The following is a 20,157-nucleotide window of genomic DNA, read 5'->3' as shown; positions in this document are numbered from 1 at the left end:
GTGTAAAAACTATAGTTAATCCAAAATACTAAGAAGACTTTGACGTAATGTTAAAGTCTTTTTTTTATGTCTAAACTCCCCGAAATCCAATGAAATTCACTCAAACAATAAAACTTCAAACCCACGTAAAAACCCAATTATCAGACCTTTACACCCCTATTGGAATCTATCTCCGTCTTCGCGATCAATTTCGAGACACGATCCTTTTGGAAAGTGCGGGAAACCAAAACGCAGAGAATAATTATTCTTTTCTTGCTGTGAACGCCATTGCCGGAATTGAAATTAAAAACCATCAGACTGCCCATGTGAAATTTCCACTAGAAAGCCCTCAGACCCTACCCATCGAGAATGAATCTCTTACGGAGATTCTCCACTCCTTTTCAAAGGTCTTTCACTGTGAAGAGCCCAATCTGGAAATTGGAAAATCTGCCCAGGGGTTCTTTGGGTATACCTCCTACGATGCGATCCCTTTCTTTGAATCGATTTGCTTTAGGGAAAGAGAGGAGCCAAGTGGAGTTCCGCTTCTACGTTATCGTTTGTACCAATACGTAATTGCGATTAACCATCACACGGATGAAATGTTCTTAATTGAGAACAAAATAAAAGGGTTAAAATCGGAATTGTCCCTACTCGAAAATTTAATCCAACAAAAAAATGCGCCGGTTTTTCCGTTTAAGAAAAGCGGTCACGAAGAGTCCAATTTAAGCGATGAAGAATTTATGTCCCTGGTCGAAACCGCCAAAAACCACTGTTATCAAGGCGACGTATTCCAATTGGTCTTAAGCAGACGATTTACACAAAAATTTCAGGGAGATGAATTCAATGTGTACCGGGCCTTGAGAAGCATCAATCCCTCTCCCTATCTATTTTACTTTGATTACGGGGATTACAAACTCATGGGATCGAGTCCGGAAAGTCAACTCATCATCAAAAACCACAAGGCAACCATTCACCCGATTGCAGGTACCTTCAAAAGAACAGGAACGATGAAAGAGGATCTAGAAGCTGCAGAGCGACTACTTCAAGACACCAAGGAGAATGCAGAACACACCATGCTTGTGGATTTAGCCCGAAACGATTTAAGCATTCTTGGAAAAAACACCACCGTCACAAAACTCAAAGAAATCCAGTTCTTTTCGCATGTAATTCACATGGTCTCTGAAGTCACCGCGGAACTTTCAAAGGATCAAAACCCCTACGAAATGATTGCCACCACGTTCCCGCAAGGAACACTAAGCGGTGCTCCTAAATACAGAGCCATGCAACTGATTGATCGGTACGAAAAAACAGCGCGAAGCTTCTATGGTGGCTGCATTGGGTTCATTGGATTTGATGGCAGTTGCAATCAGGCCATTATGATTCGAAGCTTTTTGAGTCAAAACAACACCCTTATTTATCAGGCAGGAGCTGGAATCGTAGCAAAATCCAGTGCCCAGGATGAACTTCAAGAAGTCAACAGCAAATTAGGAGCCTTAAAGAAGGCACTTAACAAGGCGGAAAAATTAGTTTAAAAGAGATAGACATGAGAATACTAGTAATAGACAATTACGACAGCTTTACCTACAATCTGGTTCAGATCCTTGAACAACTCACCCTTGAGAAGGTGGAAGTCTTTAGAAACGACCAAATTCCTTTGCAGGACGTTGAGAAATACGATAAAATCATTCTATCTCCAGGGCCCGGACTACCGAAAGATGCCGGGAATTTGCTCGAGGTGATCAAAACCTACTCCAGTACAAAATCCATTCTTGGAGTTTGTTTAGGCCAGCAGGCTATCGCCGAGGCATTTGGCGGCAGTTTATATAATCTTAAGGAAATTTTCCACGGTGTTTCTACGGAGGCCATCCAAGTCAAAGAGCACGATCTTCTAAAGGGTCTACCTAAGTCGATTCAGGTGGGACGTTACCATTCTTGGGCTGTCAATCCAAAGGATTTACCAGAGGAACTTGAAATCACAAGTGTGGACAAAAACGGAATTCCAATGAGTTTAAAACACAAGACTTATGATCTCCACGCCGTTCAATACCATCCTGAGAGCATTTTAACGCCTGAGGGAAGAAAAATCCTAGAGAACTTCATTACCAAATAGGCTTAAAACTAACCATCAACCTAAGTCCCCTACCCATGAAACAAATACTTCAATACTTATTAAATCACAATACACTCTCGCGAGCGGAAGCCAAATCGATACTACTGGAAATTTCCCTTAACAAATTCAATGAAAATGAAGTCACAGCCTTTGTTACGATCTTTTTAATGCGAACCATCACACTAGAAGAATTGGAAGGGTTCCGTGAGGCCCTACTGATCCTTTCCACGGAAATCGAACTCGAATCCGAGGATTTAGTGGACATTGTCGGAACAGGTGGGGATGGAAAAAACACCTTTAACATTTCTACTCTTGCTAGTTTTGTCGTGGCAGGCACGGGACAAAAAGTTGCCAAACATGGGAACTACGGAGTTTCCACGGTTTCGGGGTCTTCAAATGTTCTAGAAGAACTAGGCTATAAATTCAAAAGCGATTCCCAAGGGCTAAATCAAGATTTAAACAGAGCAAACATTTGCTTTATCCACGCCCCCCTGTTTCATCCTGCACTTAAAAAAGTAGCTCCCTTAAGAAAAGGACTTGGACTAAGAACCTTTTTTAATGTGCTGGGTCCTCTGGTCAATCCTGCGCAGCCTAAACATACCCTGATTGGTGTATACAGTTTAGAAATCGCACGTTTGTATCAGTACTTGTTGCAGAAGAAAAAGCAAAACTTTCTATTGGTTCATGCCCTCGATGGATACGATGAAATCTCTCTCACCGCGGACACGAAATTTTTTGACAACTCGGGAGAGTCTATTTTAAGTCCAGAGGAACTTTCCTTTACAACCCTAGCACCGGAGGCCCTTTTTGGAGGCAACAGCAAAAGACAGGCGGCCGATATCTTTAAAGGCATTCTAGAGGGAAAAGGAAGTTATGAGCAAAATGCAGTGGTGTTATCCAATGCAGCCATGGCTCTAAAAAACACACTCAAATATGGCGACTACGAAACCTGCCTGGATCTTGCAAAAGAAAGTTTAGTAGGGGGTAAAGCGCTTCAGAGTTTTAAGAATCTTGTAAACTAAATCCTACCATGAACCTATTAGAAAAAATCGTAGAACAAAAGAAAACAGAAATCGCGGACTCAAAAAAAAGTACGACTCTTCAAGAGCTGAGGAATTCCCCTTTTTTCTCACGCGACAAGATCTCCCTTAAAAAAACACTCAAATCTAAATCTGGAATTATTGCGGAATTCAAAAGAAAATCACCAAGCAAAGGACTTATCAATGAACATGCGAAGGTCTTAGACATTGCCCCCCAGTACGAAGCCTATGGAGCAAGTGCTATTTCCGTTTTAACAGACAAAGAATTCTTTGGAGGAAGCTTTGAAGACATCCAAAGGGTGCGTGCTTCGATTCAGATTCCCATTCTTAGGAAAGATTTCATTCTAGATCCTTATCAGATTTTTGAAACCAAAGCCTTGGGTGCTGATTTAATCCTTCTAATTGCGGCCTGCCTCTCTCCAAGCCAAGTGGATGAATTCACGGCACTTTCTCATGAACTGGGTTTAGAGGTGCTTCTCGAAATTCATACCGAAGAAGAACTGAATCATTTTACCAAAGACATCGATCTAGTAGGGATCAACAACCGCAACTTAAGCGATTTCAAAGTAAACCTTGAGCATTCTTTAAGGCTTAAAGATAGTTTACCAAAGGGAATATTGTCCATTGCGGAAAGTGGAATAAGCAGCCGCGAGGACTTTCTCTTTTTAAAAGAGAAAGGATTTGACGGCTTTTTGATGGGAGAATACTTCATGAAGCACGTGAGTCCGGGTCTTGCCTTTCAAGAATTTGTAAATCCAATTTGAAATGAAACTGAAAGTCTGTGGTCTTACGCAAATAACTCAAATCCACCAGTTGGAAGAAATAAATGTAGATTTCCTTGGGTTTATCTTCTATGAGCATTCGCCCCGTTATGTTTTAAACCACTTAACCTTACAGGAGATTGCAAAAGTAAATCATCCTGCAAAAGTAGGTGTGTTTGTAAATGAATCTGTAAAAAGGGTCACTCAGGTTGCAAATACGGCCAAGTTGAACTTCGTTCAGCTCCATGGTGACGAAACTATAGCCTATATAAGGGAGCTCTCAGAAGAACTAGGTACCAGAACTCAAATTATGAAGGCTTTTCGAATCTCAGGAAATGAAACCTTTTTGCAAGCCCATTTGCGTGAGCTTGCGCCACTCGTGGAGTACTTTCTTTTCGATACGGATTCAAAACACTTTGGCGGAACAGGAAAACGCTTTAATTGGCAGGTTCTAAACGAGGTTACGATTCCAAAACCCTATTTTTTAAGCGGAGGAATTTCGCCAGAGAATCTAAGTGAGTTACAGATGCTAAATTTAAGCCCTTTTGCACTAGACATCAATTCAAAATTTGAAACAAAACCAGGGTTCAAAGACCTTGATAAAATTAAAAAATTCTATGAAAACTTATAAAAACCCAGACGCTGAAGGCTACTACGGTGAATTTGGAGGCGCTTTCATTCCCGAGATGCTTTACCCCAATGTAGAGGAACTAAAGAACCGATACTTAGAAATCATGGAGTCTAAAGAATTCCAAGACGAGTACCAAGAATTATTAAGGGACTATGTAGGTAGAGCAACTCCCCTTTATTTCGCTAAAAATCTAAGTGAAAAGTACCAGACACAAATCTATCTTAAGCGTGAAGATCTAAACCACACGGGGGCGCATAAAATCAACAATGCACTAGGGCAAGCTTTGCTTGCAAAAAAACTGGGTAAAAAACGAATTATCGCAGAAACCGGTGCCGGACAGCACGGCGTGGCGACGGCTACTGCTTGCGCCTTACTGGGATTAGAATGCATCGTGTACATGGGAGAAGTGGACATGCAGAGACAGGCCCCTAATGTCGCTCGAATGAAAATGCTCGGCGCAAGCGTGACGCCCGCTACTTCGGGTTCAAAAACCTTGAAAGATGCCGTAAATGAAGCGCTTCGGGATTGGATAAACCACCCGACCACCACGCACTACATCATTGGGAGTGTGGTAGGACCTCATCCCTTCCCCGATCTCGTGACTCGATTTCAAAGCATCATCTCTAAAGAAATAAAGTCTCAACTTTTGCAAAAAACCGGAGCTGAATCACCCGATTATGTGATTGCGTGCGTGGGAGGTGGAAGCAATGCAGCCGGAGCGTTCTATCACTTCGTAGACGACAAAGAAGTTAATTTAATTGCCGTAGAGGCAGGGGGATTAGGTACCGATTCGGGGAAGTCAGCAGCCACAACAGCCTTAGGAACCTTAGGGGTACTCCATGGAAGTAAAAGTCTCGTAATGCAAACTAGCGATGGACAAGTGATCGAACCCTACTCTATTTCCGCAGGTCTCGATTATCCTGGAATCGGACCTTTTCATGCCCATCTTTTTAAAGAAAAGCGTGCACAGTTTTATGGCATCAAGGATCAAGAGGCACTTAAGGCCGCCTTTGAACTCACAAAACTCGAAGGCATTATTCCTGCCCTAGAGAGTGCGCATGCCTTGGCGGTTTTAGAAAAAATAGAATTTAAGAAAACCGATACCGTTGTCATTTGTCTTTCCGGACGTGGGGACAAAGACATGGAAACTTTTCTTAACCACCTTTAAAAATCAATCGCAACTACAATTAGAAACCCATGAATACAACGAATAAAAATTTAAGCAGCAAGGAGGATCCTTCCCCAACGAAACAACTGAATCTCTACTTTACAGCTGGAATTCCGCAATTACAAGATACTACGCAAATTCTAAAACTACTTCAAGACTCAGGTGCGGACCGAGTCGAAATAGGAATGCCCTATTCTGATCCTGTCGCAGACGGACCGGTGATACAAAAAGCGCATGAACTTGCCTTAAAAAACGGAATGACCATTCAAATTCTACTAGATCAATTAAAATCTGTAAAAGAGCAAATTCATATCCCCATCGTATTAATGGGCTATATCAACCCTGTTTTAAGTTTTGGTTTCGAACGCTTTTGTAAGGCGTGCGAAGAATCTGGAGTCACAGGACTCATCATTCCAGACCTACCCGCATTCGAATTTGAAAAAACGTACCGACCCTTGATAGAGAAGTACGGTTTGGAATTCACATTTCTTGTCACTCCTGAAACGCCAGTGGAGCGAATCCAATATTTGGATTCGCTTAGTTCTGGCTTTTTGTATGCGGTTTCAAGTTCTTCCACTACAGGAAATTCAACTAAAAACATAACAAACGAATCCTATTTGAAAACCCTTGCGAGTTTAGAATTGAAGAATCCCGTGATGATTGGGTTTGGAATCCAATCCCAAGAGGACTTTCAAAAAGCGACCCGATTTTCTCAAGGAGGAATTATTGGGACTGCACTTGTTAAAATCCTACTTGAAAAGGACAATTGGGAAGAGAAGGCCAAGCGATTTGTTCACGGTATTAAGGCGTAAAGAACCTTTTGTTCTACTTTCAATTGGAAGTTAATTGAAAAAAGGGAAGCACTTTCTTATTGCGTATAATTTTAGAATCCGATTTTCACAAAGTTTGAAAGAAGGAACTCCCTGTTGAATTTTTGGAACAATACTTGTTTCAAAAAAAACGAATTCGATCCCATTTCCATCATTAATGCCTAAATATCCTATTATGAAAAAATTCCTTCCTGCCCTTAGTACTGCAGTTCTTCTTTTCGCTGCTCCACATGCCAATGCGCAAATATTCAATCGCATAAAAAGCGCGGTTAGTTCTAAAGTAGAGAATACAGTAGACAAAGTCCTCGAGGGAAAGAGCAAAACTACGGAACAAGTGGGTTCCGCTAGCCGTAAGGCAGAGCGCAGCTCATCCGATATTTTCGCAAATGCGGATAAAAATTTCCATTTTAAAACGGCAACCACGATAATTTTTGAAGATGATTTTTCGAAGGATCCATCGGGACGTATGGCACTAAATTGGAAAACGAGTGGTAGTGGTAGCGTCTCTAGTTTACCAGACCATAGTGGAAATTGGTTGCTACTAAAAGAATTCACTAGTTACAAGTTGAAAAGCAATACCCCACTACCTGACAACTTCACCCTAGAATTTGACATTGCTACTAGCAGTAATACCGGGGCCAAAGATTTGCAAGAACTCAAATTTGGCTTCGCGCACGACAACGCCATAAACGCATACATAAGTGATGCCTATAATGACAATGCTATCACTTCAACTTCAGTCCACTATTGGAACAAAGAAATCACCAATTCGAGTAGCGATACAAAAATTTATAATACGATCGAATTTCCTTTAGCGCAATATGCAGTGGGAACTATGCATGTTTCCATTGAAGTCAAAGGTAAAATGATGGCTGTTTACCTTGATAAAGTAAAGGTTTTAGACACGGAAATGTTCCTACATGATTCCGAAAAAAAATACTTTTACATTAGCACTGGAACTGAACTAAGCAACGATGCTAAAATCGGAATCAGCAATTTTAAATTGGCAAGTTTCTAATATTGCATTTTAAATCGTTTTTCGAGAACTCTATTTTGGCTATAGTATGGTTGTGCTTTATAACGCTGCAACTCTATTTTTAAATTGTACTTTAATACTGTTAATAGACAATCGATACCGGAAGATTATACGCGTATGCAAGGACGGTTCTAATCTTCATTCCTTTGATACTTTCTACTATAAAGGAACTAATGAAGGTTAATTTTTAGGGATAGATTGCGAAATAACTAAATTTTTTAAGGTAATTTTACCCTAGAAAATTACATCCGGTGAAACATCTAAAATTATTACTCTTCCTTGGTCTTGCCATCCTATGCAGTTGTAAGGCCGTACCAAAGTCCAACCCCGAGTTACCCATTAACTTTCACGGGCGAACCGAGCTATTTACTCCCTACAAAGCGAATCTTATAGGTCCCGCTTCTATTGCTGAATTTGAATTTAGCGGCAAAGAGACCACTGTGCAGCTTGGTTCGTACCACAGTCACGATTACGTCAACTTAGAACTCGATGGAATCTACAAAGGACGATTCCGCGTTGAAGCGGGAGCGCCTAAAGATTTCGTCATTAAGGCCGATCAAGCGGGAAATCATTCAGTTAAGCTTTACAAAGCCACCGAAGCCAACAAAGGTGCCCTCTTATTTGACGCCTCCAAGACCCCAAACCTATCTCGCGAAATGACGATTTCACCAAAGAAAAGAATTGAATTCATTGGAAATTCCATTACTTCTGGAATGGGGAACGACTTAACGATTCCTTGTGGTCAAGGGGAATGGTTCGATCAACATAACGCCTATTTTTCTTACGGTCCAATTTTGGCTAGAAAACTCGATGCCGACTTTTTATTAAGTTCAGTATCTGGGATTGGAATCTATCGGAATTGGAACGACGAGCATTTGAACGAAGCCATTATGCCGGACGTCTACAACAACCTATACCTAATCCGCGAAAACCAAACCCCATTTAATTCTGAATTCCAACCTCACCTTGTTTCCATTGCCTTAGGCACAAACGACCTCTCCGGGGGAGACGGTCAAAAATTCAGACCTCCCTTTAGCCAAGATAAATTTGTAAAGTCCTATACCGAATTCATCCATATGCTTTACAAGCGATATCCTAACACGCGAATCGTTCTTTTAACTAGTCCAATGATTTCTGGAGAGCAGAATACCGTTCTAAGGAATGCTTTGGATAAGGTCAAAAAGAACTTCGAAAACGATACAAGCCACAAACCCATAACAGTATTCGAATACCAACCCATGACGCTCAAAGGGTGCGGCAATCATCCAGCAATCGAAGAAGACCAAACGATGGCCCGGGAATTATATCCCTTATTTAAAAAATTGCTTGAAGATTAGCGCTTTGCGGATACACTTAAAGTAGAATTGGGGAATCGAGTAAACACCACTTTCCAAAAAGCCGATTTTGTTACAGATGATTTGTCCTTAATAACGGTAGAGGGTATCCTTATGGCAAACGCCTTACATTTTGTGAAAGACAAAGAAAACTTAATTAAAAAATTAGAAAAAAACTTTAAGATTGTAACAAGGTTTATTATCGTTGAATATGAACAATACACCAAAAATGGGGGAATTAAAATCAGTTTATGGAGGATTGATGTACGCCTGTTTTTGTGAAAAAACTTCAGAATAAAATTAATATAGCTTATGCACCACACTTTACTATTGATACTTAGTTTATTGTTTGTTATATTCCTTTTGGTAATGTTGGCACAACGTATCAAAATTGCGTATCCTATTTTCCTAGTTATAGCAGGTTTAGGAATCAGTTTCATTCCCAATATTCCTCAATTGCACCTTGACCCTGAGCTGATATTTTTAATCTTCTTGCCACCGCTATTATACGAAGCGGCTTGGTACACTTCGTGGAACGACTTTTGGAAATGGAAACGCCCGATTAGTTTATTAGCTTTCGGTTTGGTATTTTTCACCTCTATGGTGGTAGCTTATGCTACATCATCTCTTATTCCTGGCTTTACATTGGCATTGGGCTTTTTATTGGGTGGCATTGTTTCACCACCTGATGCCGTAGCGGCAGCCACAGTTTTAAAAGGAATGAATGTTCCTAAAAGAGTGATGACGATTTTGGAAGGTGAAAGTTTGGTAAACGATGCTTCCTCTTTGATTGTTTTCAAATTTGCTTTATTAGCCATTCTTACCGGGACATTTTCAATGCAAGAAGCTGTAGGACAATTTTTCTTAGTGGCCGGAATGGGGATTGTAGTTGGACTTGTAGGGGCACATATCATGTATGTTATTCATCGCTTTTTACCTACAACACCTGCTATTGATGCAGCACTTACGGTAATGACACCCTATATTTTGTTTTTGGCGGCAGAACAATTTCATTTCTCAGGTGTGATGGCAGTGGTGAGTGGCGGCTTATTTATGTCATATCGTGCACACGAAATTTTCAAAACAGGAAGCACCAAAATGAATATGCTTGGCGTGTGGACAACATTGATTTTTGTGATGAATGCATTGGTGTTTGTTTTGATTGGTCTGGAATTACCTGAAATCATCGACGGGCTGGGCGACTATTCGATTGCTGATGGAATCAAATATGGATTAATTGTAAGTGCCATCGTAATAGTATTGCGCTTTCTTTGGGTATATCCTGCGGCACATGTTCCCCGGTGGTTGAGTGTCAAAGTCAGAAAGGATCCATCGCCTGGTTGGAAAGGTCCGCTAATTATTAGCTGGGCAGGAATGCGAGGGGTAGTATCCTTAGCAACAGCACTGTCTATCCCACTGCTGATGACAGACGGTACGACTTTCCCGCAACGCAATCTGATCGTCTTCATTACATTTGTAGTCATCTTTGTTACCTTGGTTTTTCAAGGTTTGACCTTACCATTTGTTTTAAAATTCATAAAACTAAAAGAGATAGACAACTTAATTCCCGAAGAAGAACAACAAGTTGGTATACAATTAAGATTGAATAATCTTGCATTAAAATTGTTGAACGAACGATACGCTGATTACCTATCAGAAAATGAATTAGTGAAATTTTACAAATCCAATTTAGAAACCGACATGAGTAACATGGGGCTACAATTACACTCATTAGAATGTAAAGAATCTCAGCAAAGAGAAATAGACGCCTATCACAAAATTTTACTAGACACCTATGCATTGCAACGAACAGAGCTATTTCTACTACGTAAAGAAAAGTTTTTTAGTGATGAAGAAATCAGAAAAGCCGAATTGCAATTAGATTTGAATGAATTGAAAATTACGGGAACAGGACATTAATTATGAATGCTGCAACTCATTATAAACTAAAACATTTTATTCTTTATCCTTTGGATGAAACATAACAATATCAAAATGTTGATTTCATCCGTAATTCCTAATAGCAGCTTCTCGCGTAGAATTAATTTTGGCTTTTTTTAAACAGAAAATTAAATTAGAGATCTTGTACATTTCATGACAGATAAAACAAAAAAAGCTTTAAAACATACGTTTTAAAGCTTTTTGTACTACTGTGAATTGTAGTTGCGATCCGGACGGGATTCGAACCCGCGACCTCCGCCGTGACAGGGCGGCATTCTAACCAGCTGAACTACCGGATCAATTTTTTGAAAAGTAATTGATAAACTTTATGCGATCCGGACGGGATTCGAACCCGCGACCTCCGCCGTGACAGGGCGGCATTCTAACCAGCTGAACTACCGGATCAAAAAAAACAAAGAACTTCTTTCTTTTTGGTGAGTGCAAAAATACAACTTTTACCGTACTTTACAAACTATTTCTGAAAAAAATGCCTTCCGTTTTGGAAGGCATTCATTTTCAAGGAGGTTAATTTCTATAAGTGAGCAGAAAGCTTTTCTGCAATTAGCTCTTTTGGAGCTACTCCTACTATTTTGTCTACGACTTCTCCATTTTTGAAGATTAGTACGGTAGGAATGTTACGGATCCCATAATCCACAGAAACCTGCTGATTATTGTCTACATCTACCTTTCCAACCACAGCCTTTCCTTCGAATTCTGCAGCTACTTCTTCGATGATAGGTCCTAGTACTCTACATGGACCGCACCATACCGCCCAAAAATCGACCAACACAGGTTTATCGGAGTCTAATACAGCTTCTTTAAATGAACTGTCTGTAATTTCTAATGCCATAACTTCTATTTATTTCTTAATTAGTTCTACAAAAGTACTAAATCTATTGATATAGTCCCTATAGAATCATCTATGTTCTACATTCGTTTTTTCTATTTTCGAATGCTCAAAAACACCCTGTAGAGCCTCTACAAAATAATCGATCTCGTCCTGAGTAGTTAGGTGACTGAAAGACACTCTAAGGGGCGTTGTGGACTCTAATTCCTCATCGTCGAGCAGCATCATCATAACCATAGAAGGTTTAGAAGCACCTGAAGAACATGCGCTTCCTTGAGAGACTGCAATTCCTTTCATATCTAACTCTAAACCAATCAAAGGATTTTTGAATGGCAAGAGTAGACTGAGCACTGTATAAAGGCTTTTGTCTGAATCGGCCGAATACCCATTGAATTTCACACCGGGAATAGCCTTTTTAAGCTTTTCTACGGCGTAACTCTTAATCATGGTCATATGACTCGAGTAATCCTCTAAGTTCTCCATACAAAGATCTAGGGCTTTCCCTAAACCCACAATTCCTATTACATTTTCAGTTCCTGCGCGCAGTTCCCTCTCTTGGGTTCCTCCAAGAATCATCGGACGCAAACGCGAAGTCTTTTTCACGTAAGCAAAGCCAGCTCCTTTCGGTCCGTGAAACTTATGTGCACTGCAAGAGGCAAAATCGATATTCATTTTCGAAAAATCTAAATCTAAGTGCCCTACTGTTTGAACTGTATCCGAATGAAAATAGGCATCGTATTTTTTGCATACTTCCCCTACCGCTTGTAGATCAAGCAAATTACCAATTTCATTATTGGCATGCATAAGAGAAACGAGCGTCTTTTTATCAGAACCTTTTAAAGCATTTTCTACGGACTCCACACTAATCTCGCCGTTAGAGTCAGGTCTTAAGTAAACTACCTCTACTCCATGACGAATTTTCGCATCGCGAATGGCTTCTGCCACACATTTGTGCTCCATCGGCGAAGAAATGATTCGGGTGACGCCCAAATGAGCCACACAGGATTGAATAATTAAATTATTGGATTCGGTCCCACAAGAAGTGAAAATAATTTCACCCGGGAGTACTTTGAGGTACTGCGCCACCTTACGACGCACACCCTCAATTAAAGATTTAGCTTCCTGTCCTACACTGTGAGTTGAAGAAGGGTTTCCGTATTGTTCTCTCATGGCACTTACCATGGTTTCAATGACTCGTTCATCAAGCGGCGTGGTCGCTGCATTGTCTAAGTAAACTTTCGTTTTCATTGCCTATTTCTGGTGGTTCTAATTCGTGTATCTAATTTCTAAACCCTACCTAAGTAGTAGAGTATTAGGCGTTTTTAACTCCTGCAAATTAATGAAAAAATTTGAAATGACTCTCAGATGCAAACCGAAACATCGCTTGATCCCCCAAAGAATCTCCAAACGCAATCACCTTATCGTATTTTCGATTCTCTAGGAAATTTTCGAGCCGGTTTACTTTCTCCTTTCCGTTGCAGTTTTTAGTTTTAAACTCTCCTAAGTAGACTCCGTTTTCATACAACATTTCCGTGGAAAGCAGTTCCATATTCCAATGTTTTGCAAAGGGCTGTGCCCATAAATCCAAACTCGCGGTCACGAGAACAGAATCCACAGATTCCCTGGGAATAGACTCGATAAATTCAAGGGCAGCATCTCGGATTAAACTCGGGTATACCTCTTCAAAAAATGCATTTGCAGCTTGTTCGAGCTTCTGCTTCTTCTCCCCTTTTAAGACAGCGTTCACAAAGCTTCTTTTCACAGGCTGAGCTTCCAAAAGTTTGATTTTCAATAAGAAAAACAGAGGCAAATGCTTTAGATATGCCCAAAAATAACGAGAGGAGTTGTAAGACCTAAGAAAAAGAAAAAGAGTGTCCTTCTTCGTGAGGGTTCCATCAAAATCAAAGCAGTAAAGTTTTTTCATCAAATGCAATTAAGGGCTAATAAAATCCAATTAGAGCTTATAATAGATTAGTAACATGAAGGAAACAATCCAAAGCAGAACGGTAAGTTGAATGAATCGATCCTTGTAAATCACCCGTGTAGGAGATTCTGTTTTGTTGTAAACTAAGGTTTGTTGCAAATAACGCAAAAGAGCAAACACCACAAAAATTACTGTATAAAAAACTCGAGATCCAAATTTCTGCTGCACCTCGGGGGTCACGGTAAACATAAGATAACTTACAATGGCAAGGGTAACAGAAATGGAGAGCGCAATGTCTGCAAATTGTACGTTATACCCGTCTAAGGAACGCCTTGTAGTCCCTGAAATTTGAGCATTGATTAATTCCCCTCTGCGCTTTCCAAAAGCGAGAACGAGTGCTAAAATAAAGGTCAATAGAATGGCCCATTGTGAAATAGGGATTCCTGTCGCATACCCTCCTACTAGAATTCTCAGAACAAAACCTAGAGATACGAGACAGACATCGACAATGGCTACATGCTTGAGAGTAAAGGTATAGGCTATATTCATCACCCAATAAAAAGCAATCACTCCCACCACTTCCCACAAATGGAATTCAGTTCCTAAAAAGAAATAAGCGCTCACTAACAGCAGCAAAACAAGGGCAATTAAAGCAATTAAAATCCCTCTTGCTTTTGATTTAGAAATCGCACCGCTGGCAAGCGGGCGATGCCTTTTCACCGGATGTCTGCGATCCGATTCAATATCAGAATAATCGTTTACAATATAGACACTACTCGCGGCAAGGGAAAAAAGAACAAAAGCAAACACGCTATAAAGCACGAGCCTTAAATCAAAAATATTTCCGGAAAAGAAAAGAGGCAAAAAAACAAAAAGGTTCTTCACCCACTGCTCCACTCGTAGGAGCCTGAAAATGTTCGTCATGGTTAGCAGAAATCAAGGCAAAAATAGGAATTTTTACCTTAATGTTTTTTCACCACCTCTAAAATCACAAAACGACCGCCTCTAAGAGGCGGTCGTATGTATATTCAATATCCTTTTGGACTATTGTGCAGCTTCTTTCTGCGCGTCCAAAATCATGTCTTCGTTTGCAGTAATTGCAAATTCCACACGACGGTTCTGCGCTCTACCTGCATCGGTATCGTTCGTTGCAATAGGCTCTTGTTCTCCCATTCCCATTGGGAATAGACGATTCGAGGCAACTCCAGTGGAAACTAGATACGATTTCACAGAGTTCGCTCTACGCTCAGAAAGTTTCTGATTGTAATCATCCGTTCCTTTGCTGTCGGTATGACCATAGACATTAATGTTCGTATCCGGATTGTTCTTAAGAACTTGAGATAGTTTGTCAAGGTTCATTTTTGCAGCAGAAGTTAAATTGGAAGAGTCAAATCCAAAATTAACAATACTTTCTGGCATCGACACACGAATACCGTCTCCTACACGCTCTACTTCAGCGCCAGGCAAAGTTTGTTCAATTTCTTTGGCTTGCTTGTCCATTTTGTTTCCAATCACGTTTCCGACCACGCCTCCTATAACACCTCCGAGCACTGCCCCTTGAGGAGCTCTACCTCCTTTTCCGATGTTGTTTCCTAGGACACCTCCAAGAACTGCACCTGCCGCCGCTCCGATGGCCGTGCCTCTTTGTTGGTTATTGGAATTCTTAACAGCCTCACAGCTGCTTAGCATTAGCGCTGTAGAAAACAATAACGCTCCTACACTGGTTTTATTTAGTACTTTCATAATCTAAGATAGTTTGATTTATTTCTATTTTTTAATTGGATACTTTCTGAAATTGGTATACAACTTTCACTAAGTTGCCTTCAAAAGGTACATTTTGCTCAAGTGTGAAAGCATTTTCTCCTTGGTCCACTAAACTTAATTGATAGCCTTCGGTTACGGTTTTTGCTTTTTCACCTTCGTTGATTTTTTTGAACTGGAAAGTAGATCCTCCTACCACTTCGAACTTAATCGGCTGTGTAAAGGTTGGACAATTCTCACCTCCGTTTAGGCTATAGGTACCCGAATAATTATTCGGTACCAAATGCCAGGTACTACCTACAAAGCACTGCGCATCCGCACCGTCGTCAAACGGACGTACTTGAAGCGATTTGTCATAGTTTACACTGGTAATTTGCCAGTCTCCTTTTAATTGTAAAAATTCTTTGCGGTTGTCTTGTGCCACTTTCGCTGTAGAACAAGAGACACTCAGTGCCGCGCCTACAATTCCTGCTATAATAAGGTTTTTCATAATGTTTGTATTACTTGGTAAAGATACATTCAAAACTGTGCCAAGACGCACACAATCCCCAATTAAAATGTTTCAAAATTTCCACTTGAAAAGATTTCAAAACGAAAAAAGCGACTTTCTGTTGAAGGAAAGCCGCTAGTAGGGTCTTAAAAAAAAATCTCTAAGATTTACTTTTCATGGGGTGCTTTTTCATCGTTGGGCTTTTTTGAACGCCCGCTTTTCTGCGTAGATTCTTCGAGTCTGCAGAATTCCCTTTGTAAAATTTCGTGAAGGCATATTCCGCTGCTTTGGCGACATCAATTACCCCGCCGGCTCTAGAAATGCTATCAAATTTGTTTGTTTCACCATTTGGAAGCATCGCATTTCCTTTGGAAACATTGACTGTTTTTACAAGCGATTCTATTACTTGTGCAGGGGTTAACTCGGGCATATAAGCTAGCAAAACCGCAGCGGCGCCGGCTACCACGGGCGAGGCCATAGAGGTCCCTTGCAAATATTCGTATTTTCCATCAGGTACGGTCGAGTAAATTTGTTCTCCCGGTGCAAACACATCCACCATTTTGGCATTGTAGTTAGAGAAACCTGCTCTAAGCGCATCGCTTGAATTGGTACTTGCTCCCACCACAATCATATTGTCTACAAAGGCCGTAGAATCAGTTGCTTTTTTAAAATTCGTGGGATAGTACGTATGCACCTGAATGTCTTCGTTTTCATTTCCTGCAGCTTTGACCAAAAGAACTCCTTTGTCTTGCGCATATTGGAAAGCTTCCCAAACATGCTCTTTGCCGGGTGAGACTGGTTTTCCAAAACTCATATTGAGAATCTTGGCTCCGTTGTCCACTGCGTAGCGAATGGCATTCGCTACATCTTTATCTCTTTCGTCTCCATTTGGAACCGTTCTTACGCTCATGATTTTAGCGACTTTGTAAGCCACTCCATACTGAGCCTCTTGCCCTTGGGGAAGTCCTGCAATAATTCCGGCTACATGCGTACCGTGCTCGGCATCCGGTCCTTCGTAATGGTTGTTTCCATACACGCGCTGATTGTAATTCTCATAATCATCTCCCACAAGCTCTTTTCTTGGATCAAAATCAAGATTGTATTGCTTCTTGGCTTGAGGACCGTAGTAATCTACCGCTTCTTTAATTTGTGCGGAAAGAACGCTCTGTACTTCCTCTCCAGATTTCCCTGCTAAAAGGGGATCTTGCGAGGCTCCAAGAAGCAGTTGCTTTGCCATGGCCTCTTCTTGAGACGAAGGCACGATTGCAGCTAGAACTTCGGGCGTTAATTTCTTCCCGTCTAAAAGCTTAATTGCAGAAGGAATTAGCGCTTGAATCCGAGCGTAATTCGCATAGCCTTGCTGCGCGGTGATTGATTTTTCGTTAAAGATGGTTTTGCTCTTAAGATAGGCGGCAAATTCCTCTGGCATTTTGGCTTGGTTTGCCTTGTTTTCACTGGAGTTTTCTCCTTCAAAAATAGGTTTGTACTTTTTAACCATGCGCGTTACCTCCATGTTGTCGACATCGACGTCGCCGGTTTTATTGCCTAAGAAATTCCATCCATGCACATCGTCGATGTATCCATTTTTATCATCGTCGATCCCGTTTCCAGCGATCTCTCCAGAATTGGTCCAAAGGTTCTTTAAAAGGCCAGGATGATCCACCTCAACTCCGCTATCAAGAACGCCTACGACCACAGAAGTGGGCTTAAGTCCTTTTGATTCTAAATAGGTGTACGCATTTTGGGAATTCACTCCGTAAACTTGGGAGCTTGCAAAGTCCATATGGTACCAAGTTTTTAGTTCTTTTTCCTGCTGGGCAGCCTGAAGGGAATCAGACTGTGCAGAGACAAAACTAAGTCCGGCTAGAAAACTAGCTGCTATAATTATTCTTTTCATTCTTTTATTTTACTATTCATTAGTCGTTTTAATATAAAGGGAACTCTCAGGTCCGAGATTACAAAGCAAATCTAGTACCGAGAGATCATTTAAATACCCTAATTTATCACTAAAGGTCTGATAATAGGGTCTATTTTCAAAGCGAGAAGGCTTTTTTGCACTAAACTCCGAACGCAGATCCTTACCTAGGATGCTTTTCTCATAGTGCTTTGAGAGTTCAAGCGGTTTCTCTTCTTTTAAGAGTTCTAGAATCAGTTCTAAGGCTCTTAAATTAAAAAGCAGAAGGCTGGGTTCCTTCTTTTCGTACAAAGTCTGTAAGCGGTCTTCGTAAAACTCAAAATAAGCGGAACTCTGGTAGGCCGTTTTAATCGACTTCCAGTGCAGGGCTTGCCAGTCTTCTGCGTACGAGATTTCAATATCGCGATAAACCCGCGCACCTGTATGGCGAATCGGAATAATTAAGGGTAGTTTTCCGTTGGCACCGTAGATATGTGCGCGATTTCTAAAGGTCTGTTTCGGGAAATTCTCAAATGCTTCTAGAAGGACCAAAGATTCCGGTTTCAAAAAAGAATGAAACCAAGAAATCGGCGGCAAATAAAATACGGGCATTAGGGAGTGGCTATTCATCATCTATCTATACGTAAAAAAGTGAGAAAATTACCCTTTAGGGCTCTTTTCTCACTTGGTTTATTAAGAACCTAGGGGTTAGTCTTCTTTTTTCTTTCGAAAGAGTTTCACGAAATAATCCCAACCGAAGAAAAGGACTAAAAGCAGGGCGGCTACCCATGCGTAGGAGGTTTTATGCAGCTCTCCCGTGTTGCTCGCTTTAAACATTCGATCCCAACGAATCTTCTTGCCATTGGCTTGGTAAGAAGAGCTCTGATCTGCAAACAGTCCTTCGACACTAAGCCAGGTAAACATCGGTTTTCCCACAATATGGGTCTCAGGTACATACCCGAAAAAACGAGCATCTAAAGAGGCATCGCGATTGTCACCAATCATCATGTAGTAATCGTATTTCACCGTGTAGGTGGACTCAGGTTTTCCGTTGATGATAAATTTCCCGTCTTTTTCTTCTAAGGTATTGCCCTCGTGTTTTACGATAAGCTTTCGGTACTCTACAATATTCTCTGCTGTCAAATTCAAAACTTCACCTTTGTAAGGAATTTTGAGTGGACCGTACCAATCTACATTCCAAAGCTTACCAAAAGGGAATATCGTGTTTGAATAATTCACTTTCGAACTAGGCACCAGTTCACCCGCCTCCATCGATCGTGGCATATCCGGATAATAACTAATTTCGTGCTCTCCTTTAGGTTCCACGATTTCGTCCATTTTGACCACTTGTGGCATTTGCTTAAGTTCCTTTGCAAGAGATTCGGTTAGACCTTGGAAACGATAATAAAAGCCTCCCTGCAATTGCTGCTCAACCACAGGCAAGAATCCGTATTGGTCGTACAGCGCCGGAATGTTTAGCTGTGAGCTCGTATATAGAGTGTAAGCATGTTGCACCTGCGCATCCCCCATTCGAACTTCTGGTTTCCCGTTGATATATAAGCGGCCTGCACGAAATTCCATCGTGTCCCCAGGACCTGCCACTAGACGTTTCACATAAGGATCCTTCCGATCAATTGCAACGTGCACAGAGTCGTCAGGATAATTGAAAACGACGATGTCATTTTTCTTTGGCTTTTCCCAACCTGGTAAACGAAGGTAAGGAAGATCAATAGCCTCTACGTACGATTTAGGATCGTCAATCGGATTGCCTTTCTCTCCCGTATCCATAATGGTTCCTTGCAAGAACGGAATGGCTACAGGTCGCATGGGCATACGGAATCCGTAATTCAGTTTGTTGACAAACAAAAAGTCTCCCACGAGCATTGTACGCTCCATGGAACCGGTTGGAATCCCAAACGGCTGCGTAATAAACACGTGAATTATAGTGGCAAACACGACGGCAAAGGTCACGGATCCTAAAAACGTTTCTTTTTTCTGATTGCTTGGCTCTTCGCCTGGAAGAAGAAACTCGGGTTTCTCTTTTTGCGAATCTTTTGAATAATTGACAAGCGCTAAATACACAAAAGGAAGAACGACACATAAAATTCGTTGTCCGAAGCTTCGTTTTCCAAAAAGGCCCACTAAATAAAGATGAAACACAGACATCATAATGGGACCTACAATAGGCAAATACGAAAGTAGGCACCACCAAGTAGAATGTTTAGACTCCTTTAAAATCAGATAATAATTATAAAAAGGGACAAACGCAAAAATGGGTTTGTATCCCAATTTTTGGAAAAGTTTCCAGGAAGAAACTCCCATAAGAAGAGAAAGAATAAGTACGTATAACGCGTAGATCAGAAAATAGTCCATAGTCTTTTGTATGCCCTTGGGCTTTTCAAATTAGTTAA

At 40.9% G+C, this 20,157-nt stretch carries 19 protein-coding genes and 2 tRNA genes; 10 read left to right on the top strand and 11 right to left on the bottom strand.

The window, feature by feature from the left end; translation table 11 throughout:
* Positions 1–89: 89 nt before the first annotated feature.
* From ACX3PZ_RS07225 to ACX3PZ_RS07180, 10 genes are all read left to right on the top strand, one after another.
* Entirely contained in the window at positions 90–1,511 is a 1,422-nt protein-coding gene (locus ACX3PZ_RS07225; protein ID WP_459112354.1) for an anthranilate synthase component I family protein, read from the top strand.
* An 11-nt stretch (positions 1,512–1,522) separates the two neighbouring features.
* A complete protein-coding gene (locus ACX3PZ_RS07220; protein ID WP_459083791.1) occupies positions 1,523–2,089 on the top strand; it encodes an anthranilate synthase component II in 567 nt (188 codons plus the stop codon).
* A 35-nt stretch (positions 2,090–2,124) separates the two neighbouring features.
* The gene (gene trpD, locus ACX3PZ_RS07215; RefSeq protein ID WP_459083790.1) at positions 2,125–3,111 is read left to right on the top strand and encodes an anthranilate phosphoribosyltransferase; all 987 of its coding nucleotides are present in this window, start codon (positions 2,125–2,127) and stop codon (positions 3,109–3,111) included.
* Between the two features lie 8 nt (positions 3,112–3,119).
* A complete protein-coding gene (gene trpC, locus ACX3PZ_RS07210; protein ID WP_459112353.1) occupies positions 3,120–3,893 on the top strand; it encodes an indole-3-glycerol phosphate synthase TrpC in 774 nt (257 codons plus the stop codon).
* Between the two features lies 1 nt (position 3,894).
* Positions 3,895–4,521, top strand: a complete 627-nt coding sequence (locus tag ACX3PZ_RS07205; protein ID WP_459112352.1) for a phosphoribosylanthranilate isomerase — start codon at positions 3,895–3,897, stop codon at positions 4,519–4,521.
* Positions 4,508–5,689 carry a tryptophan synthase subunit beta gene (gene trpB / locus ACX3PZ_RS07200; protein WP_459083787.1) on the top strand — a complete coding sequence of 394 codons (1,182 nt, stop codon included), beginning with the start codon at positions 4,508–4,510 and terminating at the stop codon, positions 5,687–5,689. Before ACX3PZ_RS07205 ends, trpB begins: the two co-directional genes overlap by 14 nt.
* A 29-nt stretch (positions 5,690–5,718) precedes the next feature.
* Positions 5,719–6,501, top strand: coding sequence for a tryptophan synthase subunit alpha (trpA, locus tag ACX3PZ_RS07195; RefSeq protein ID WP_459083786.1), 783 nt, complete (start codon positions 5,719–5,721; stop codon positions 6,499–6,501).
* Between the two features lie 193 nt (positions 6,502–6,694).
* Complete coding sequence (locus tag ACX3PZ_RS07190; RefSeq protein WP_459083785.1) at positions 6,695–7,537, top strand: hypothetical protein; 843 nt, start codon at positions 6,695–6,697, stop codon at positions 7,535–7,537.
* Positions 7,538–7,806: 269 nt separating this feature from the next.
* Positions 7,807–8,892 (top strand): SGNH/GDSL hydrolase family protein, encoded by a 1,086-nt coding sequence (locus tag ACX3PZ_RS07185; protein ID WP_459083784.1) that lies wholly within the window; start codon positions 7,807–7,809, stop codon positions 8,890–8,892.
* A gap of 309 nt (positions 8,893–9,201) precedes the next feature.
* The gene (locus tag ACX3PZ_RS07180; RefSeq protein WP_459083782.1) at positions 9,202–10,809 is read left to right on the top strand and encodes a Na+/H+ antiporter; all 1,608 of its coding nucleotides are present in this window, start codon (positions 9,202–9,204) and stop codon (positions 10,807–10,809) included.
* Between the two features lie 246 nt (positions 10,810–11,055).
* Here the strand turns inward: ACX3PZ_RS07180 and ACX3PZ_RS07175 are convergent.
* The 11 genes from ACX3PZ_RS07175 to lepB all read right to left on the bottom strand — a co-directional run bounded on the left by ACX3PZ_RS07175 (position 11,056) and on the right by lepB (position 20,119).
* Positions 11,056–11,129: transfer RNA gene (locus ACX3PZ_RS07175), tRNA-Asp, on the bottom strand.
* 32 nt (positions 11,130–11,161) lie between these two features.
* A tRNA-Asp gene (locus tag ACX3PZ_RS07170) sits at positions 11,162–11,235 on the bottom strand.
* A 127-nt stretch (positions 11,236–11,362) separates the two neighbouring features.
* Entirely contained in the window at positions 11,363–11,680 is a 318-nt protein-coding gene (trxA, locus tag ACX3PZ_RS07165) for a thioredoxin (RefSeq protein ID WP_459083781.1), read from the bottom strand.
* A gap of 66 nt (positions 11,681–11,746) precedes the next feature.
* Entirely contained in the window at positions 11,747–12,925 is a 1,179-nt protein-coding gene (locus ACX3PZ_RS07160; protein WP_459083780.1) for a cysteine desulfurase family protein, read from the bottom strand.
* Between the two features lie 88 nt (positions 12,926–13,013).
* The gene (locus ACX3PZ_RS07155; protein WP_459083779.1) at positions 13,014–13,601 is read right to left on the bottom strand and encodes an HAD family hydrolase; all 588 of its coding nucleotides are present in this window, start codon (positions 13,599–13,601) and stop codon (positions 13,014–13,016) included.
* Between the two features lie 30 nt (positions 13,602–13,631).
* Positions 13,632–14,525, bottom strand: a complete 894-nt coding sequence (locus tag ACX3PZ_RS07150) for a decaprenyl-phosphate phosphoribosyltransferase (protein ID WP_459083778.1) — start codon at positions 14,523–14,525, stop codon at positions 13,632–13,634.
* A gap of 120 nt (positions 14,526–14,645) precedes the next feature.
* Positions 14,646–15,344: an OmpA family protein gene (locus ACX3PZ_RS07145; protein WP_459083777.1), complete on the bottom strand. Its 699-nt coding sequence runs from the start codon at positions 15,342–15,344 to the stop codon at positions 14,646–14,648.
* 31 nt (positions 15,345–15,375) lie between these two features.
* Complete coding sequence (locus ACX3PZ_RS07140) at positions 15,376–15,852, bottom strand: lipocalin family protein (RefSeq protein ID WP_459083776.1); 477 nt, start codon at positions 15,850–15,852, stop codon at positions 15,376–15,378.
* 160 nt (positions 15,853–16,012) lie between these two features.
* Positions 16,013–17,749: a S8 family serine peptidase gene (locus ACX3PZ_RS07135; RefSeq protein ID WP_459083775.1), complete on the bottom strand. Its 1,737-nt coding sequence runs from the start codon at positions 17,747–17,749 to the stop codon at positions 16,013–16,015.
* Between the two features lie 12 nt (positions 17,750–17,761).
* Complete coding sequence (locus tag ACX3PZ_RS07130; RefSeq protein WP_459083774.1) at positions 17,762–18,379, bottom strand: WbqC family protein; 618 nt, start codon at positions 18,377–18,379, stop codon at positions 17,762–17,764.
* A gap of 75 nt (positions 18,380–18,454) precedes the next feature.
* Positions 18,455–20,119 (bottom strand): signal peptidase I, encoded by a 1,665-nt coding sequence (gene lepB / locus ACX3PZ_RS07125; protein ID WP_459083773.1) that lies wholly within the window; start codon positions 20,117–20,119, stop codon positions 18,455–18,457.
* Positions 20,120–20,157: the final 38 nt, after the last annotated feature.

The sequence above is a fragment of the Chryseobacterium sp. A321 genome, from assembly GCF_054489265.1.
Note: the sequence above shows the minus strand (reverse complement) of the source record. Positions and strands in the feature narration are given on the sequence as shown.

Coding starts and splice junctions, on each gene's coding strand:
- ACX3PZ_RS07225 (WP_459112354.1), top strand. CDS start 90: ATGAAATTCACTCAAACAATAAAACTTCAAACCCACGTAAAAACCCAA.
- ACX3PZ_RS07220 (WP_459083791.1), top strand. CDS start 1,523: ATGAGAATACTAGTAATAGACAATTACGACAGCTTTACCTACAATCTG.
- trpD (WP_459083790.1), top strand. CDS start 2,125: ATGAAACAAATACTTCAATACTTATTAAATCACAATACACTCTCGCGA.
- trpC (WP_459112353.1), top strand. CDS start 3,120: ATGAACCTATTAGAAAAAATCGTAGAACAAAAGAAAACAGAAATCGCG.
- ACX3PZ_RS07205 (WP_459112352.1), top strand. CDS start 3,895: ATGAAACTGAAAGTCTGTGGTCTTACGCAAATAACTCAAATCCACCAG.
- trpB (WP_459083787.1), top strand. CDS start 4,508: ATGAAAACTTATAAAAACCCAGACGCTGAAGGCTACTACGGTGAATTT.
- trpA (WP_459083786.1), top strand. CDS start 5,719: ATGAATACAACGAATAAAAATTTAAGCAGCAAGGAGGATCCTTCCCCA.
- ACX3PZ_RS07190 (WP_459083785.1), top strand. CDS start 6,695: ATGAAAAAATTCCTTCCTGCCCTTAGTACTGCAGTTCTTCTTTTCGCT.
- ACX3PZ_RS07180 (WP_459083782.1), top strand. CDS start 9,202: ATGCACCACACTTTACTATTGATACTTAGTTTATTGTTTGTTATATTC.
- trxA (WP_459083781.1), bottom strand. CDS start 11,680: ATGGCATTAGAAATTACAGACAGTTCATTTAAAGAAGCTGTATTAGAC.
- ACX3PZ_RS07160 (WP_459083780.1), bottom strand. CDS start 12,925: ATGAAAACGAAAGTTTACTTAGACAATGCAGCGACCACGCCGCTTGAT.
- ACX3PZ_RS07155 (WP_459083779.1), bottom strand. CDS start 13,601: ATGAAAAAACTTTACTGCTTTGATTTTGATGGAACCCTCACGAAGAAG.
- ACX3PZ_RS07150 (WP_459083778.1), bottom strand. CDS start 14,525: ATGACGAACATTTTCAGGCTCCTACGAGTGGAGCAGTGGGTGAAGAAC.
- ACX3PZ_RS07145 (WP_459083777.1), bottom strand. CDS start 15,344: ATGAAAGTACTAAATAAAACCAGTGTAGGAGCGTTATTGTTTTCTACA.
- ACX3PZ_RS07140 (WP_459083776.1), bottom strand. CDS start 15,852: ATGAAAAACCTTATTATAGCAGGAATTGTAGGCGCGGCACTGAGTGTC.
- ACX3PZ_RS07135 (WP_459083775.1), bottom strand. CDS start 17,749: ATGAAAAGAATAATTATAGCAGCTAGTTTTCTAGCCGGACTTAGTTTT.
- ACX3PZ_RS07130 (WP_459083774.1), bottom strand. CDS start 18,379: ATGATGAATAGCCACTCCCTAATGCCCGTATTTTATTTGCCGCCGATT.
- lepB (WP_459083773.1), bottom strand. CDS start 20,119: ATGGACTATTTTCTGATCTACGCGTTATACGTACTTATTCTTTCTCTT.